This is a genomic window from Chryseobacterium sp. TB1-D10 (assembly GCF_059803555.1).
Map to the genome: position 1 here is coordinate 101,556 of NZ_JAPFHB010000009.1, position 17,347 is coordinate 118,902.

Here is a 17,347-nt window from a genome sequence, read left to right on the forward strand (position 1 = left end):
TTGCGTTTCATTTTTCTCAAATTTTGGTTACTCGCTTAGTTCGCCTTCGTATTTATCAGACACTTTTTTGCTGCTCACTTTCTCTTGCAAATACATAAATACAGCAAACAAAATCGGGATAAAAAATACGCCGAAAATAGTTCCGAATAACATTCCCCCAATCGCTCCAATACCGATAGATTGATTACCGACAGCTCCAGCTCCAGTTGAAATTGCCAATGGAATCAAACCGAAAATAAAAGCAAATGAGGTCATCAAAATCGGACGAAGTCTTTGTTTCGCGCCACTGATGGCTGCGTGAGCAATGGTGTAACCTTTTCTTCTGGCATCGAGGGCAAATTCTACAATTAGAATCGCATTCTTGGCCAAAAGTCCGATTAGCATAATCAAGGAAATCTGAGTATAAATATTATTAGAACCACCAATCCAGCTGCTGAACATCATTACCCCAGCCAAGCCAACAGGTAAAGACAACATTACTGCAAATGGTAAAATATAACTTTCATACTGTGCTGCCAAAAGGAAATAAACGAATACACAACATAAAATAAAGATGTAAACAGTTTGTCCTCCGGCGGTAACTTCTTCCCTCGTCAATCCGGAAAATTCGTAGCCATAACCTTGTGGTAAAGTTTCTTTTGCGACTTTTTCTACTGTATTAATGGCATCTCCGGAAGAGAAACCAGGATTTGGAGTACCATTAATTGAAATTGCCGTAAATAAGTTGAAACGGCCAATCGCCTGCGGACCATAAACTCTTCTTGCAGTGATGAATCTGCTTAAAGGCGCCATTTCTCCATTTGAGTTTCTTACCTGAACCATATTGAAACTTTCCAGATTTTCTCTGTCTTCAAAAGGTGCCTGATAAATTACACGGTATTGTTTCCCGAAAAGATTGACATTCGAAGCGTAAACACCACCATAATAACCTTGCATTGTGGTTAAAATATCATTGACTGTAAATCCTGCTGATTTGGTTGCGGGAATATCAATATCAATCATATACTGCGGATAATTTGGGTTGAACGATGTAAACGTTCTTTGGATATCCGGCTGCTGATTCATTTTATCGATGAAATCATTGGTCACTTTCGTAAGATCTGCCACACTCCCACCTTTCTGATCCTGGATCTGCATTTCGAAACCTGCAGCATTACCAAAACCCTGCAAAGTCGGTCTTCCGAAGAAGGTCATTTTTGCATCCTTGATTCCGGCGGTTTCCTTGTACATTCTGGCAACGAAGGATTGCAAGTCGGTTCCTTTATCCGTTCTGTCTTTCCAGTCTTTCAGTTTTACAATTAGCATTCCGTTGTTTGAACCACTTCCACTTACCATTCCTCGTCCTGAAACTTTGAAGATATGCAGAACTTCCGGTTGTTTTTTGACGATGTCTTCAACCTTTTGCATTACTACTTTCGTTCTATTTTCGTTAGACCCTATTGGAAGCGAAATATCCATAAAAATCCCTCCCATATCTTCACTTGGAACGAAGGATTTCGGAGTTGTATTCATCAGCCAAACAAATATTCCAGCGAAAACAGCTAATCCTGCAAATGCCATCCATTTTTTCCTTAGTAAGAATAAAATTCCCCGTGTATATTTTTTTACCATTGCATCAAAAATAATGTTGAAATTGGTAAAAAACCGTTGAAGGAAATTCTTTTTCTGCTCTTCGTGAGAATGGGGTTTTAGGAAAATTGCACATAAAGCCGGACTTAATGTCAATGCATTTACGGCTGATAATATGATTGATATCGCTAATGTTAATCCAAATTGTTTGTAGAAAACCCCGGCTGATCCTGAAATGAAACTTACCGGAATGAAAACCGCTGCCATTACCAATGTGATACTGATAATCGCGCCGCTGATCTCGTCCATCGCTGTGATTGAAGCCCGAAGCGGCGATTTTTCGCCTTGTTCCAATTTACTGTGGACAGCTTCTACAACCACAATTGCATCATCCACCACAATTCCCACTGCTAAGATCAATGCGAAAAGCGTCAATAAATTAATTGTAAATCCAAAAATACTCAGAAAGAAGAACGTCCCAACAATTGCAACCGGAACCGAAATCGCCGGAATCAAAGTTGAGCGCCAATCTTGTAAGAAAAGGAAAACCACGATGAATACAAGGATAAATGCTTCAAATAATGTATGAATTACTTTCTCGATAGATGCATCCAAAAAGTCATTTGCGTTTACAAGCGCTTCGTACTTAACACCTTTCGGAAAAGATTCCTGAGCTTTATCAAGAACTGCAATTGATTGATTAATAACATCCTGGGCATTTGATCCTGCGGTTTGCGCAACAGCCATACCAATTGATGGATGACCGTCTGTAAAACTGCTTCCAGTATAATCCTGTGCTCCAAGTTCTACTCTCGCAACGTCTTTTAGCTTTAAAGTTTGTCCGTTTTGAGTTGCTTTAATAACAATATTATCAAACTCTGGGATTTCTGTTAACCTTCCTTTGTACTTTAGTGTGTATCTGAAGCTTTGGTCACTTTCGTCACCTAAACTTCCTGGAGCCGCTTCTATATTTTGTTCAGCTAAGATCGTACTGATGTCGGACGGAACCATTCCATAAGCTGCCATTTTATTAGGATCAAGCCAAATTCTTACCGAATAATCCTTAGAACCGAAAACCGTCACATCTCCAACACCTGTTACCCTTTTGATCTGCGGAACAATGTTTATGTTGGTATAATTCTGAAGAAAAGTCATATCGTACGCAGGATTCTCACTGTAAAGCGAGAAAATCAATACGTTGGAACTTTGTCTTTTCGTCACGGTAACTCCGGCTTGCGTTACCTCTCTTGGCAACAGTGAGTTGGCTCTGGAAACCCTGTTCTGAACGTTAACCGCAGCAATATCAGGATTCACGCCCTGTTTGAAATAAACGGTTACGGAACCTGAACCATCATTGGTAGCAGACGATGTCATATAAGTCATCCCTTCTACCCCATTGATTTGCTCTTCCAAAGGAACAATTACACTTTTGAGGATCACATCGGCATTTGCACCCTGGTAACTTGTGTTCACAACTACTGTTGGCGGCGCAATATCAGGATATTGAGAAACCGGTAAGGTCACAATTCCCAGCACACCGAGAATCACGATGATAATGGAAATTACGGTGGATAATACCGGACGTTCTATAAATTTTTTAAACATATAATTAGACTATGAGAGGAAAGATGAAAGAGAAAAGACTTTAATTGTATTTTTAAATCTTATCTGTTTTTACTTTCACATTGATATTGATATGACTAATATTATTTTTTGCTGATTGCATTTTGCAAAGTTGTTTCTTTCGGAACAACAACTGTTTCGTCTTTCAAGAGGCCAACGCCTTCTACAACAACTTTATCGCCCTGTTTCAGTCCGGAAGTTACTGCGTAAGTTAAACCGTCCGGAAGATCTTCCACTTTGATTTCACTGGATTTTACTTTATTTTCTGCGCCAATCAAGTAAACAAAAACTTTACCCTGAAGCTCGTAAGTCGCAGATTGCGGAATCGTAATTACATTTTCTAAATTGTTAGGAAGTTGAACCGTTGCGCTGTAACCACTTCTGATAATACCTTTGGGATTAGGAAATGTTGCCCGCATAGAAAATGAACCGGTATTTGGATCAACCAATCCGCTGATGGATTCGATTTTTCCTTTTTCGTCGTATTTACTTCCGTCGGAAAGAATCAATTCTACCAGAGGGGAATTTTTTAATTTTTCTTTGATTGTTGCACCTTCCGCGTGCTTGAAGAATTCTAACTGTTGTTTTTCATTAATTGAAAAATAAGCGAATATTTTTGAAACATTGGAAACCGTCGTCAAAGGTTGAGCAGTAGCTGTGCTAATGTAGCTTCCAGCTTTGTAAGGTAAAGTTCCTACAACACCATTTACAGGACTGTAAAGTTTTGTATAACCTTGATTGACTTGTGCATTAGTCAACTGAGCCTGTGTTTCTGCTAAAGAAGCTTTTGCAGATTTAAGCGCCAATTCAGCCGATTGAAGTTCGTAAGCCGAGATGATTTTTTTGTCAACCAAAGGTTTTGTTTTTGTGACCTGCATTTGTGCGGTTGCAACTGCTGCTCTTGCGCTGTTTACCGTAGCTTGTGCTGCTAGAACTGACTGTTCATATTGGGGATTTCTAATAAGGAAAAGCAATTGTCCTTTGCTGACCTGGCTGCCTTCATCGATGTAGATTTTTTCTACAAAACCATCAATTTTCGGACGGATTTCTACATTTTCAATCCCTTCCAGTCGGGCGGGATATTGAGTTAGACTTTCAGCGGGACCACTTTTTGCAACGATATATTGATATGGTTGAGGCGGTAATTCTTTTTTCTCGTCTTTGTTTTCTGACTTGGAACATGATGTCAAAAGACCTAAAACAACAAAAAAGCTAAGCGCGATATTCCTCATAAATACTAATTTTTTAGATGTGTTTTCAAACAAACGTTCAAATTTATTGATTAAATACAAAATACACGTTATGTATCTAACAATAATATCTATCAAATATAATGCACAAAAACTATTATTACTGACTTCCAATAAGTTAAAAAATAATTTTAATGAATATTTAACACAATATTATCAAACAAATGTTTGAAACACCTTTTCTTATTTAAATAAAACATTTTGAATTTTTATTAAATTTGACAATCATAAAAATTCTCGAACATAAAATCTGCTTATGAAAATCATTATACTAATATTCATAACATTAATTTTATCAAATTATAAGTCTCAGAACAAAAACACAGAAAATGAAATCAATGTTTTATTCATTGGAAACAGTATGACCTATTTTCACAACATGCCACAGACTCTTCAGGAAATGCTAAATGAAACTAATTCTAATATTAAAATTGATCAAAGTACGTTTCCCGGGATGCCTCTAAATGGGCATTTGTCAGAAATTATAACCTCAAACACCGAAAACGAAATCAGTACAAGAAAAAAAAATGATGGTGAAAAAACTGAAACCGAAAAAAAAATTGCAGAGAAAAAATGGGATATTATCATTTTACAAACAGGTTCAGTAACTGTTTTGATACCCGAAAATCGTGAGTTTAAAATCAATAAAGCGATTTCTTATATAAAAAAATTAGTTGCAAATCCCAGATGTAAATTCATACTTTTCAATACCTGGCCTTCTAAAAGCGAATATCCCAAAGAGTATTGCTATCCTGCAATAATTATTGATAAGTCTATAGAAAAGTCTAAATGCTGTTCACCAGTTGTGAAAAATTTGAAACAAGAATTAATGATTATCAATCAGTCATACGAAATACTTGCAAGGGAAAACAACATTAGAAAATCAGATAACGGAAACAAATTTTTTGAAATCCTGACAAAATATCCAGAAATAGAACTCTATGATGATGACAGCCATCCTAGTAAATATGGTTCTTTTTTAAACGCTTGTATATTTTATAAAATGCTCACTAACAAAAAAGCAACTGATTTAATTTACACTGAAGAAATAGAGCCAGAAAAAGCGAAATTATTAAAATATATTGTCGATGAGTAAAATTATTGATCACAAACCTAATTTTTCCTCACAACAGGAAGAATCTCATTCTTGTTCAAGCCAAATCTGCTGATCTCTGCATCTGATAATTTTTGGGAATAGAAATTTGCGTCAGCTTCGAAACCAACACTTTTCAAACGGTCAAAATAATCCATTCCGTACCAACGAACGTGATCATACTGACCAAAATGCTTTTGGCGTTCTTTCGGATCTGTGATTGTGAAATCTTCGTAAGTCGTCTCAAGGGAATTTTTCATAGGAACCTGCACAATTCCCCAGCCATTTGGTCTCATCACGCGATAAAGCTCGGACATCGCTTTTCTGTCGTCAATAATGTGTTCCAAAACGTGATTGCAAATGATGACATCGTAATTATTATCCTTGAAAGGTAAATCAAGAATATCTGCCCTTACATCCACAATCGGCGAAAAAAGGTCGGCCGAAGTGTAATCCAGATTTTTCATTTTCTTGAATTTCCTAAGAAATTCCTGCTCCGGAGCAATATGAAGAACTTTTAATTTTGCAGTAAAAAAATCTGTTTCATTTTGTAGATAAAGCCACATTTGGCGGTGTCTTTCCAATGATAAAGTTCCCGGAGAAAGCGCATTTGCACGTTGTTTTCCGTAGCCGTAAGGTAAAAATTTACGGTAAGATTTTCCATCGATAGGATCGGTAAAATTATTACCCTTAAAAAATAAGACAATCAACGGACGCAAAAAAATGCTCAGATTAATAAGCATTGGCCGTGGGATTTTATTGAGTAGAAACTTAGTAAACTTTTTCATTAATTAAAAATCCAGCTGAAATGCTTTTTCCTCGTCAGATTTGATTCCCAAAGCTTCGTAAATATAATCGTAAGTGGAAAGCAAGACCGGTTTTCCGTTGATAATGCACACATCGTGTTCGAAATGTGCGGACGTTTTATTGTCCAAAGTTGTTACTGTCCAGCCATCATTATGGAATTTAACTTTTTCAGTTCCGAGATTGATCATCGGTTCGATTGCAAGACATATTCCATCTTTCAGGACTTTTCCGCTTCCTGATTTTCCATAGTTTGGAACTTGCGGATCTTCATGCATTTTTCTACCAACACCGTGTCCAACTAACTCGCGGACAACGCCATAACCTTCTTTTTCACAATGTTTCTGGATTGCGTTGGAAATATCGCCAACACGTTTTCCTCTGATACATTGCTCGATGCCTTTGTACAAAGATTCTTTTGCAACTCTCAATAATTTTTTGTTTTCAGCAGAAACTTCCCCCACTTCAAAAGTATAAGCATGGTCACCAACGAATCCGTTCCAGAAAACGCCGCAATCCACGGAAAGAACATCACCGTCTTTCAGAATATCCGTATTTGGAAATCCGTGAACAACCTGATCATTCGGGGATATACAAAGCGAGGCCGGAAAACCGCCGTAACCTAAAAATGCAGGTTCTGCACCGTGATCTTTTATGAATTCGTGCGCTAATTTGTCTAAAGATAAAGTGTTGATACCAGGTTTTATTTCCTTTGCCAACATTCCCAATGTCTGGGAAACCAATCGTGCACTTTGCTTCATCAGGCGAAGCTCCTCTATTGTTTTGAGTTGAATCATTTAAATTGTATTAATGTATGATGTAAAATGTACAATGTATTTTTTAATACAATACTTTGTACTTAATACATTTTACTTTGTACGAAAAAGTTTTACCAAAAAAGGCCTTTTTTCTTTTCTTTTTTCATTTTGGAGTAAGCATGAACCTCTCCTCCGGCAACCTGGAATTCTATTTTTTCATTGATAATCTGATAGATTTCTCCCCAACCCGGGAATCCGCCAAGATTTCTGTCATCTATGAAAAGGTCTGCATCTATTTTTCTGGACTGCGTTTCGTGATCGAAAACTTCGCCTTCGAAACTTGAGTTTACTGCATAGAATTCAATTCCATTTTTGCGGCAGAATTCTACAGCTTCCTCCAGCGTTTTTCCGTGACGGTAAGTCCAAAGAATCAGACGGTAACCTTCGCCCTGAAGTTTTTTAAGCGTTTCAAAAGCAAATGTTTTGGTCTTCCCAATTCCCGGGTAAGCATCGTCAACAATAGTTCCGTCAAAATCGATCGCCAGCTTTTTGTTACTTTTTATCATTATGTATTTTATTGTAAAATAAGTGTGCAAATATACGAATTATATAAATTCTATTTTAAATAGAAGTTAGATATTAGATTTTTCGAATTAAAAATTAAATCTATATTTCAAATCAATATCACAAAAAAATGCGCCATTTCAGCGCATTGATATTTAACTTTTAACCCATTTGAAACTGTAAGGCAGTTCCGGAGTTTTGATTCTGTCTGAGATCCGTTGCAATCTGTTTGGTAATTTCATCAGATAATCTCTGGCTCTTTCGGCTTGATCGTTAAGATTTTTCATTTGATCGATTTTCCATTCGTCCAAAAGATCTGAGAGAATATTGATGTAATCCTGCGCTGTATAAACCATCACTCTCTGTGCTGCATCGGAAAAATGTTCCCAAAGTTCCCCGGCTTTTTGTCCTGATTCTCTTAATAAATGGGCAGGCATCACGATTTTCCTCTTCATCATATCTTCAAATGCGAGCATCATTCCGCTGGCGTCCATTTCGAAAATTCTGGCTGAGAAATCTTTGTATGCTTTGGCGTGTCTGGCTTCGTCTGCTGCGATGACACCGCACATCTGCGCCAGTTTTTTGTTCCCGGATTGTTTTGCCAAAGTCCCTACTCTTCTGTGGGAAATATTGGTTGCTGTTTCCTGGAAACTTGTATAAACGAAATTTTTATAAGGATCTGAACTGGTTCCGATATCAAAACCGTCACTGATTAAATGTTGTGTTGTGATTTCCATTTCGCGCATATTCACGCGGCCACAGAGGTAAAGATATTTCCCTAAAAGATCACCATGACGGTTTTCTTCTGCGGTCCAGGCTCTGATCCATTTGGTCCAGCCTGTGTTTTTTTCCTGGTTTACGCCATCCAGGTTCATCAACCAAGATTCGTAAGTTGGTAATGCTTCTTCTGTAATGCAATCACCTATTAATGTTACAAAAAGGTCATAAGGCATTTCTCTGGCAAACGTCTGCAATTCCTCGATCTCATATTTGAAATTGTCGCTAGAACTGTCCGGAAGGAAATCCGAAGGCTGCCAAATTTTCTCGATGGGTGTGAGGTATGAAGCGATGAACTCGTCCATATTACCTTCCATCGATCTCATAACTTCTATCTGTAACTCTTTTTCGTGCATTAACTAAATTATTTTAAGTGTTCAAATATACGACAAAACCAATTATTGGTTTTGAAAGACTTGAACTTTTATATAAACAAAACCTGATCCAAAAAGATGAGATCAGGTTTTATTACAATATAAATTAACTAAATTACTTCTTAATTATTTTAAAGGTCTTCGTTTCGCCATTTTCAAGCATTGCATTTACAAAATAAACCCCCTGAGAAAGTTCTGAAACATTCAATTTAGAATCCTGTAGTTTGTCCGAAGTTTTGACAAGCTGCCCAACAGAATTATAAACTGAAACTTTTGTAATGGCTTTATTTGAATTGATGATCATCACATCAGAAACTGGATTTGGATAAACTGAGATGCTATTATTTTTAACATCATCAACCGCCAAATATGGTTTTGTAAATCCGGAAACATTAAAAACAAAATTGTATCCATCATTCATTTCCCAAGATTCGCCGCCATCATAAGATGTGTAGGAAAACCCTCCGGTTCCCGGCTGAGACGTAGCTTCCCAACGCTGATAATCTGTAAAAGGCTGTGGCGTAGCAACTACCTCGATAAAATATTTACCAGGCAACAACTCTACAGGCTGAGCCCATTCAAATTCTAAATCTACTGCTACGACATCCAACGGATAACCCTGTACCGTATGATAACCGTAGAAATTTTCAGTTTTTGGACCCACATTTTCGAATGAATAAAGAACTTCTCCCGGTGCATCATCTACGGAAGATCTTACGTTAATGGTTGCACTTTTAATGTTTCCAATTTGTAAAGTTGACATTTTGAATTTTGTAAAAGTAAATTTCTGGTTGTCCGGAACAATGAAATCATCTGCCAAACTTCTGGCTACAGTTGTACCACCTGTTTCATAGTTATTTCCTACGTTGCCCTGACTAAAAGCCGTTCCAACCTCTGGTTCCGGTTCGCTGGTATCATTGCAATTTCCCGATATCTCGAAAACGTGATCATAATAAGAAAAGCCACCAAACCAAGGTTCTGAATCCATCTTTGTAAAATCAAATCTTCCAACTTTGGTAGTCTCCTGTTTTGTAATTTCCCAGAATACAGGCGAAGCATCAACATTTTTTGCCTGAATCTGCACAAAATATTTGCCTTTTGGAAGGTCAAAACTTTCAGGAAAATTGACAGTGATTTTGTAAGCACTAAGATTTTCCTCAGTCGTTACATAATCCAGCGTCTGAGAAACGGGAACCAAATTCACAAAAGTGTGAAGAATCTCTCCCGGCATTCCCTGGAACTCTTTCAAAATGTTAACATTTACAGAACTCACATTGGCATTGCCTTTCAAAACATTGAAGCTTAATTTTTGTGCTTTCAATACCTTTCTGGCAGCCACATCAAAATCCGTTGCAGCACTGTACTCAAAACCACCGCCTGTTGTAATGTTTTCACCGTTTGATGTGCGTTCTGATCCCGCCGCATAATTACAGTTGCTTTGTGCAAACCCAAACAAACCGGACAACACAAATCCAAATAATAATTTTTTTCTCATATCAATCTATTAAATTTATTTGATGCTAAACTATAGCAAAGAATTACAGAATCAAAGGAAATGCCTTTCAAAATCCGTGATTTTGAAAACTTAAATGCAACATAAAATTCTAAATATCAATTGATTAAAAATAAATTAATCTTTTGTAGATGCAAACTTTTTTGAAGCTTCCCGCAAAAATGCTGAAGGCGAAATTCCGGTTATATTTTTGAAAACTGTGGTAAAAGCGCTATGCGATGTGAAGCCACTTTCTTCTGCCAGATAGCTGATTTTATAATTGAGATATTCTCTGTTGTTATAAATCTTTTCACAGATGTAAGCAATGCGAAGCTCATTAATATAAGTGTTGAAATTTTTTCCTTTGCTATGATTGATAACATCCGAAAGATAACTTGTATTGGTCTTCAAAGCAACCGCAAGATTGGAAATATTAAGTTTCGGATTTGTGAATTTTCCCGACTCTTCGAATTTTGAAAGTTTGACAAGTAGTTCTTTTTCTGCTAATTCTGGAACTGCAATTCTTTCTGTTTTAATTTCAGGTTTTTCTGCAGCATTTTCCGTAATAATTTTTGTCTGATCGTTTTTTAAATTATTAATAACCAATTCAAAAGTCGACCTTTCCTTTTTCCGTTTGTACAAGAGGTAAAAGATAAAAAGCAAAAATGCAGTGATAAACAAAATACTTATAAAAGCAATGATTTTCGTATTACTGTCGGCATCCGAAATTTCGGCTTTGTAATCCTTCTGCTCCTCATTCATTGCAGAATTGATCGCTTTGAACTCTTTCTCCTTATTCGCACTATCCAGCTTTACATATTTGTCATTGTAAAAAATGGATTTATCAAAGTTTCCAATCTTTTTATAATTCTGAGAAAGTGCAAAATAAATATCGGACTCCAGGCGGACATTATTCAGATTTTTATTATTAATAATATGCGTCAAAGAATCTATAGCACGCTGATACAAACCTTTTTGAGTGTAAATCTGAGATAAAGAATTGGTTATAAAAAAATTAAGTTCTTTGTTCTCATCATCTTTTATGATTAAAGCTTTGTTAAGAAATAGTTCCGCAGAATCTGTTTTATTAATGTAAATAAATGAGTTACCAATGTTATACAAAGAACGTCTGTAATGATAGACAGGAATATTTTTTGCTGATTTTGCCGACTGAAATTCCTTCAGGGATTTTTTGTAATAAAGATTGGCATCAGCAAATTTCTTCTCATCGAAAGTTATATTCCCTAAATCCAGATAAGACAGACCTTTGAACAATTTTTTCTCATCGCCTTCCGGCATTTGATTGATCTGTTCTATGGCTTTGTCTAGATATTTTTTCGCATTATCATCCAGATTCAATTGCATATATTGATGAGCAAGTGAACCGTAGATCTTAGCCGTCAGTCCATGATTATTACTTTCCTCCGCAAGATCTTTTGCCTGGAACAACAGTTGTGTTGATTTTTTAAAATCGTTCTTTTTAAAATATTCAACCGCCAGTTCCATAAGGGCTTTGCTTTCTTTTTCCTTCGCCGTTTCTACATTATCACTCTTATTCTGAGCAGAAATCTGCACAGCAAAAAGCATGATAAATATAATGAGTAGCCTGCGCATAGATTTTGACTTAAATAAATTGGTTGATTTTAATCATTAACAAAATTAAGCAAATAATCACCACTTAAAACCACAAAAAAAGCCGGCTTTAAAAACCGACTTTCTATTTTATTATTGATTTATTTTAATTCGCTAAAACATTCCCAGTCATTTCTTCAGGAATATCTACGCCCATTACTTTCAGGATGGTTGGAGCAACGTCGCCCAGTTTTCCTGGTGTCAGATTCCAGGTGTGGTCTTTGTCCATCACGATGAACGGAACTAAGTTCGTAGTGTGTTGCGTGTTAGGCGTTCCGTTTGGATTGATCATAATATCAGAATTACCGTGATCTGCAAGAATGAAAACCGCATAACCATGCTCGTAAGCCGTTTCAGCTACTTTTTTGATACAAGAATCTACAACTTCCGCCGCTTTTACCGCTGCTGAAAAAACACCAGTGTGACCTACCATATCTGTATTTGCAAAATTCAGAACGATGAAATCTGCTGATTCTTTTTCCAGTTCCGGAACGATGGCATTTGTAAGATCGTAAGCAGACATTTCCGGTTTCAGATCGTAGGTTGCAACGTCTTTTGGACTTGGGCAAAGCAATCTTCTTTCCTGAACAAATTCTGCCTCGCGACCGCCTGAGAAGAAGAAGGTAACGTGCGGATATTTTTCAGTTTCAGCAATTCTGATCTGAGATTTTCCTGCAGCTTCCAGAACTTCGCCCATAGTTTTCTCAAGAACACTCTCATCGAAAACAACTTTTACGTTGTGGAAAGATTTATCATAGTTCGTTAAAGTCACATAATAAAGATCCAGTTTTTTCATTCCGTATTCCGGGAAGTCTTGCTGAGAAAGCACTTCTGTGATTTCGCGGCCTCTGTCTGTACGGAAGTTGAAAGAAATTACCACATCGTGATCCTCAATTTTTGCAATCGGAAAATGATTCTGAATCGCAACAATTGGCTGGATAAATTCATCCGTTACATCCTCATTATAAGAATCCTGAATCGACTGTGCAAAATCTTTACTTTCTTTTCCAACGCCGTTTACCAAAAGGTCATAAGCCAATTTCACACGTTCCCAACGCTTGTCTCTGTCCATTGCATAATAACGACCGATCACCGACGCCAGTTTTCCCGTTGTAGTTTTCATATGTGCCAAAAGCTCCTCGATGAAACCTTTTCCGGATTTTGGGTCACAATCTCTACCGTCTGTGAAAGCGTGAACGAAGACATTTTCATTCAGTCCATATTCGTGAGCGGCAGTCAATAAACCTTTTAGGTGATTGATGTGAGAATGCACACCACCGTTGGAAACCAAGCCGATGAAATGTACTTTTTTATTGTTTGCTTTTGCGTATTCGAAAGCGTCCTGGATTACTTTTTCTCTGCCAAGACTTCCTGTTTCCACCGCCATATTCAGTCTTACCAAATTTTGGTAAACTACCCTACCAGCACCAAGATTCATATGTCCAACTTCGGAATTTCCCATTTGCCCGGCGGGAAGACCAACGGCCAAACCACTAGCTTCGAGGGTTGTGCTTGGAAAAGTTTGAAGGGCGTAATCTATAAAAGGCGTTTTGGCTTGTTTGAGAGCGGAAACTTCGTCATTAAGACCGATTCCCCAGCCGTCTAATATTGCAAGGATTGCTTTTTTTGACATTTTGATTTCTTATTTTGTTTATACAAATTTACGAAATGGAATGGGGAATGGGGAATTTTGGTGGGTGTTTTTTAATAATTAAGAAATTTTTAAAAGTTTCCACCCAAAGCTTTATAATACTCAATTGTTCTTTTTATCCCGTTTAATTGCTCCTTGGAAATATTCCTTATATCGTAATATTGTCTTCCGATAAACTTCATCTTAGCAGATTTTGCATTTGCTAATGCTTTTAATAATTCTTTATCGTTATTTGTTGAAACATTTTCATCAAACCATTCCCAAATATATCCTCCATCTCCAGAATCAGTTTCTGTATTTAATGGAATATATTCATAGGCTTTTCCATCAATTGAAAATTGAATTTTATCAAAAAACAACCATTCATCAGAATAGTATTGAACTCTAAATCTTAAATTACTTGGAGTATTATTCTCAGTTTGAAAATAACAATAAATTCCATTTTGATTTGTGTATGCCGGCGAAGATTTTGGTTTTATCCAAGTTTTTCCTTCAGGTGAAAACTCATCTTTTTTCTGTTTAAAATATGCTTTTAGTTCTCTGATTTTTACAGAATCAATTTTGTTTTTGTTCATAGAAACTGTAGGTTTTGAAAACGAAGTACTTAAAGAAAGAATGCTTTTCATAATTTCATTTTCTCTTTTTTCTTTATTAGGAAAATCGATATAAGTAATATCATTCCCTTTATCATCATAAACATTAAAACTTATTGGTGTGGATGACGAAGACCCTAGCGATTTTTTCATCTCCAATTCCACTTTTTGAGAAATCGCAAATTTTTTGAAAGCCTCTAAATAAGCTAATGTATCATTTTCAGATTGAATTTGCACTTCTTTTTCTTCCCGATCAAATCCCCCAAGTATTCTTTCTTTTTCAATTTTTTCAACATATCTATAATCCTTCTTACAAGAAAACAAAGTGATTGACATTAAAAAAAGTAATAATAATTTTTTATTCATTTGTAGAGATTTGTACTATATTCAATATTATTAATTCCTCAAATATAAAACAATCATCATCGTATTATTTACGGTTTTCCGTAATCAATTAAAAAAACATTAAAATAAAAACCAAAACACAATCCCCCACCACATCTTTCCCAGAATAATAAATATCACTACCTTTAAAACCCTTATTTAAATTGACATAATGGACTTGAGAGACCAACTGAAAAACCTTTTTCCCGGGCACGAAGAGCAGGATTTTGAAATGCCGGATGAAGAAAAAGAAAACTTTAAACAGAAAGAACCGCTCGTTTGCAAATTCGAGAAGAAAGGCAGAAACGGAAAACCCGTAACCATCATAGAAGGCTGGGAAGGCGACGACGAAGGCCTGAAAGAAATCTCCAAAAAAATCAAAACAAAACTCGGCATCGGTGGCTCGGAAAAAGACGGCTTCATCATGATCCAAGGCGACAACCGCGACAAAATAATGACCATCCTAAAAGAAATGGGCTACAAAACAAAGCGCGTTGGAGGATGAGAATAATTATTAATGGTTAATTATAAATGATGAATGATTTAACTTCTGGTTTCTTAGGAAATAACAGAATATATTTTAGAAACAAATGACTGAGAATCAAGTGGTCATTATTGGCGCTGGTCCTGCAGGACTGATGGCTGCACAAATCCTTGCCGAGAAAGGCTTCAAAGTTCAAATCTTCGAGCAAAACAAAGCTGCAGGAAGAAAATTCCTAGTCGCTGGAAATGGCGGTTTCAATCTGACGCATAGTGAAGAATTAGAATCTTTTATCGAAAAATATGATGCGCTGGAAATTAGAGATATTGTAAAAAGTTTCGATAATAAAAAAGTTGTGGATTGGCTTTCTGACTTGGGAATTACAACTTATGTCGGAAGTTCGGGGAAGATTTTTCCGACGAAGAATTTCAAGCCGATTCAGGTTTTAAAAACTTGGCTGGATAGATTAGAAAAACTTGGCGTCATCATTCATTACGAACATACTTTTATGGATTTTGATGAGAATTCTGTTTCGATTAAAAATAAAGAGAAAGAAATTAATGTTGAATATTCAAAATTAATCCTGGCGATAGGTGGCGGTTCCTGGAAAAAGACAGGTTCTGATGCAAAATGGATTGAAATTTTAAAATCAAAAAACATTGAAATCACGCCCTTAGAATCAGCAAATTCCGGTTACGATACGGATTCAAAATTTCATCAACTACAAGGTCAATATCTGAAAAATATCAAAGTTTCTTTCGAGCGAAATGAAAAAATCGGTGAAGTGGTTTTCACAAAATATGGCATAGAAGGAAGTCCAATTTATTATCTGAATCGATTTACAAGAAAACACTACTTTCCTCTAACCTTATATATTGACTTAAAACCAAATCTCTCAGAAACAGAAATCTTCGAAAAATTAAACGGAACTGAAAAGATAAGTCAGGTTTTGAAACGGAAATTAAAACTCTCCACAACTGCGCTCAACCTTCTGAAAACATTAGACAAAGAAAGTTACACGAACATAGAAATCTTATCCAAATTAATCAAGAAATTCCCGATAGAAGTTCTAAGTTTCCGACCAATCGACGAAGTGATTTCGACTTCGGGTGGCGTTTCATTCTCAGCTTTAAATCAAAAACTTGAACTAAAAGATTTTCCTAATGTTTTCTGCGCCGGAGAAATGATAGATTGGGAAGCACCAACTGGCGGTTATCTTTTGCAGGCTTGTTTCAGTACGGGAAATTGGGTAGCAAATCAGATTGCCAATTCCTGAAATTTTAATTATTTCAAAAATTAAATAGCTTCGATCCTTTTGCGGATGGAGAATTTTGTTAACTTTAAGACCTTTTTAATTTCAAAAATTAGTGCACCTTTTAATCATTAATTTTTTAATCTTTTAAATTATAAATCAAAAATATGATCAACAAATTAGCAGCTTCTGAACTGGTTCTAAACGATGACGGAAGTGTTTATCACCTTAATCTTCTTCCCGAAGATCTTGCAGACAAAGTATTATTGGTAGGCGATCCGGACAGAGTTCCGAAAGTTTCGAAATATTTTGACACCATTGATGTAAAAAAGAATAAAAGAGAATTCTACACGCACACAGGAACTTTGCGAGGCGAAAGGATCACAGTAATGTCAACAGGAATCGGGACAGAGAACATTGATATCGTGATGAACGAGCTTGATGCTTTGGTGAATATTGATCTGAAAGAAAAGGAATTCAAAACAGAACATAAAGCTTTGGAACTTTTCCGAATGGGAACTTGCGGAAGTGTGAATCCTGACATCGAAGTTAATAATATGTTGGTGACAGAAAACGTAGTTGGCCTTGACGGACTTTTGCATTTCTATCAGGATTATGCTTTTGAAAATGAGTTCAGTAAGAATTTTATGGCGAAATTCCCTTATGAGAAAATCAAACCAATGTTATACTTTTCAGATTGGGCAAAGGATATTTCGGATTATTATGCTGATGCAAAATACAAAGGAAACACTGCAACTTTTCCTGGATTTTACGCACCTCAAGGCCGTCAGTTGAGATTAAAAGCATTAGACGATCAATTCCTTGAAACATTGAATGACCTTGGCGTTTCCAACTTCGAAATGGAGACTTCTGCAATCTATGCCTTATCAAAATTATTAGGCCACAAAGCCTTGACCGTAAACTGTGTCATCGCCAACAGAAGACGAGGCGAGTTTGCAAGTGACCACCACGCATCAGAAAAAATGATGATCGAATGGGTTCTGGAAAGGATTATTAAATAGAAATCAGAGTTTAAACTTTAGATATTAG

At 36.4% G+C, this 17,347-nt stretch carries 14 protein-coding genes; 4 read left to right on the plus strand and 10 right to left on the minus strand.

Annotation, left to right across the window (positions count from 1 at the left end):
• Positions 1-27 precede the first annotated feature (27 nt).
• Together OPU68_RS13495 and OPU68_RS13500 are read right to left on the minus strand one after the other, a co-directional pair.
• A complete protein-coding gene (locus OPU68_RS13495) occupies positions 28-3,174 on the minus strand; it encodes an efflux RND transporter permease subunit (RefSeq protein WP_498474517.1) in 3,147 nt (1,048 codons plus the stop codon).
• Positions 3,175-3,275: 101 nt separating this feature from the next.
• The gene (locus OPU68_RS13500) at positions 3,276-4,424 is read right to left on the minus strand and encodes an efflux RND transporter periplasmic adaptor subunit (RefSeq protein ID WP_498474518.1); all 1,149 of its coding nucleotides are present in this window, start codon (positions 4,422-4,424) and stop codon (positions 3,276-3,278) included.
• 274 nt (positions 4,425-4,698) lie between these two features.
• Between OPU68_RS13500 and OPU68_RS13505 the strand changes: the two genes are divergently transcribed.
• Positions 4,699-5,538, plus strand: coding sequence for a DUF4886 domain-containing protein (locus tag OPU68_RS13505; protein WP_498474519.1), 840 nt, complete (start codon positions 4,699-4,701; stop codon positions 5,536-5,538).
• Between the two features lie 17 nt (positions 5,539-5,555).
• Here OPU68_RS13505 and OPU68_RS13510 read toward each other — a convergent pair whose 3' ends face one another.
• The 8 genes from OPU68_RS13510 to OPU68_RS13545 all read right to left on the minus strand — a co-directional run bounded on the left by OPU68_RS13510 (position 5,556) and on the right by OPU68_RS13545 (position 14,546).
• On the minus strand, positions 5,556-6,323 hold the full coding sequence (locus OPU68_RS13510; protein WP_498474520.1) for a class I SAM-dependent methyltransferase: 768 nt from the start codon (positions 6,321-6,323) through the stop codon (positions 5,556-5,558).
• A gap of 3 nt (positions 6,324-6,326) precedes the next feature.
• On the minus strand, positions 6,327-7,136 hold the full coding sequence (map, locus tag OPU68_RS13515) for a type I methionyl aminopeptidase (RefSeq protein WP_498474521.1): 810 nt from the start codon (positions 7,134-7,136) through the stop codon (positions 6,327-6,329).
• Between the two features lie 92 nt (positions 7,137-7,228).
• Positions 7,229-7,660: a BT0820 family HAD-type phosphatase gene (locus OPU68_RS13520; protein ID WP_498474616.1), complete on the minus strand. Its 432-nt coding sequence runs from the start codon at positions 7,658-7,660 to the stop codon at positions 7,229-7,231.
• Positions 7,661-7,816: 156 nt separating this feature from the next.
• Positions 7,817-8,794, minus strand: coding sequence for an acyl-ACP desaturase (locus tag OPU68_RS13525; protein WP_498474522.1), 978 nt, complete (start codon positions 8,792-8,794; stop codon positions 7,817-7,819).
• Positions 8,795-8,927: 133 nt separating this feature from the next.
• Positions 8,928-10,307, minus strand: coding sequence for a T9SS type A sorting domain-containing protein (locus OPU68_RS13530; protein WP_498474523.1), 1,380 nt, complete (start codon positions 10,305-10,307; stop codon positions 8,928-8,930).
• 135 nt (positions 10,308-10,442) lie between these two features.
• On the minus strand, positions 10,443-11,918 hold the full coding sequence (locus tag OPU68_RS13535) for a helix-turn-helix domain-containing protein (protein WP_498474524.1): 1,476 nt from the start codon (positions 11,916-11,918) through the stop codon (positions 10,443-10,445).
• A 124-nt stretch (positions 11,919-12,042) separates the two neighbouring features.
• Positions 12,043-13,569, minus strand: coding sequence for a 2,3-bisphosphoglycerate-independent phosphoglycerate mutase (gene gpmI / locus OPU68_RS13540; protein ID WP_498474525.1), 1,527 nt, complete (start codon positions 13,567-13,569; stop codon positions 12,043-12,045).
• An 89-nt stretch (positions 13,570-13,658) separates the two neighbouring features.
• The gene (locus OPU68_RS13545) at positions 13,659-14,546 is read right to left on the minus strand and encodes a hypothetical protein (protein WP_498474526.1); all 888 of its coding nucleotides are present in this window, start codon (positions 14,544-14,546) and stop codon (positions 13,659-13,661) included.
• Positions 14,547-14,736: 190 nt separating this feature from the next.
• On the opposite strand from OPU68_RS13545, the gene OPU68_RS13550 reads away from it, so the two are divergent.
• The 3 genes from OPU68_RS13550 to OPU68_RS13560 all read left to right on the plus strand — a co-directional run bounded on the left by OPU68_RS13550 (position 14,737) and on the right by OPU68_RS13560 (position 17,319).
• Positions 14,737-15,069: a translation initiation factor gene (locus tag OPU68_RS13550; RefSeq protein WP_498474527.1), complete on the plus strand. Its 333-nt coding sequence runs from the start codon at positions 14,737-14,739 to the stop codon at positions 15,067-15,069.
• 85 nt (positions 15,070-15,154) lie between these two features.
• Positions 15,155-16,321, plus strand: a complete 1,167-nt coding sequence (locus OPU68_RS13555; protein ID WP_498474528.1) for a BaiN/RdsA family NAD(P)/FAD-dependent oxidoreductase — start codon at positions 15,155-15,157, stop codon at positions 16,319-16,321.
• Positions 16,322-16,464: 143 nt separating this feature from the next.
• Positions 16,465-17,319, plus strand: a complete 855-nt coding sequence (locus OPU68_RS13560) for a nucleoside phosphorylase (RefSeq protein WP_498474529.1) — start codon at positions 16,465-16,467, stop codon at positions 17,317-17,319.
• Positions 17,320-17,347: the final 28 nt, after the last annotated feature.

Bases quoted from the DNA above. Each gene is read 5' to 3' on its own strand.
- OPU68_RS13495 (WP_498474517.1), bottom strand. From the start codon at position 3,174: ATGTTTAAAAAATTTATAGAACGTCCGGTATTATCCACCGTAATTTCC.
- OPU68_RS13500 (WP_498474518.1), bottom strand. From the start codon at position 4,424: ATGAGGAATATCGCGCTTAGCTTTTTTGTTGTTTTAGGTCTTTTGACA.
- OPU68_RS13505 (WP_498474519.1), top strand. From the start codon at position 4,699: ATGAAAATCATTATACTAATATTCATAACATTAATTTTATCAAATTAT.
- OPU68_RS13510 (WP_498474520.1), bottom strand. From the start codon at position 6,323: ATGAAAAAGTTTACTAAGTTTCTACTCAATAAAATCCCACGGCCAATG.
- map (WP_498474521.1), bottom strand. From the start codon at position 7,136: ATGATTCAACTCAAAACAATAGAGGAGCTTCGCCTGATGAAGCAAAGT.
- OPU68_RS13525 (WP_498474522.1), bottom strand. From the start codon at position 8,794: ATGCACGAAAAAGAGTTACAGATAGAAGTTATGAGATCGATGGAAGGT.
- OPU68_RS13530 (WP_498474523.1), bottom strand. From the start codon at position 10,307: ATGAGAAAAAAATTATTATTTGGATTTGTGTTGTCCGGTTTGTTTGGG.
- OPU68_RS13535 (WP_498474524.1), bottom strand. From the start codon at position 11,918: ATGCGCAGGCTACTCATTATATTTATCATGCTTTTTGCTGTGCAGATT.
- gpmI (WP_498474525.1), bottom strand. From the start codon at position 13,569: ATGTCAAAAAAAGCAATCCTTGCAATATTAGACGGCTGGGGAATCGGT.
- OPU68_RS13545 (WP_498474526.1), bottom strand. From the start codon at position 14,546: ATGAATAAAAAATTATTATTACTTTTTTTAATGTCAATCACTTTGTTT.
- OPU68_RS13550 (WP_498474527.1), top strand. From the start codon at position 14,737: ATGGACTTGAGAGACCAACTGAAAAACCTTTTTCCCGGGCACGAAGAG.
- OPU68_RS13555 (WP_498474528.1), top strand. From the start codon at position 15,155: ATGACTGAGAATCAAGTGGTCATTATTGGCGCTGGTCCTGCAGGACTG.
- OPU68_RS13560 (WP_498474529.1), top strand. From the start codon at position 16,465: ATGATCAACAAATTAGCAGCTTCTGAACTGGTTCTAAACGATGACGGA.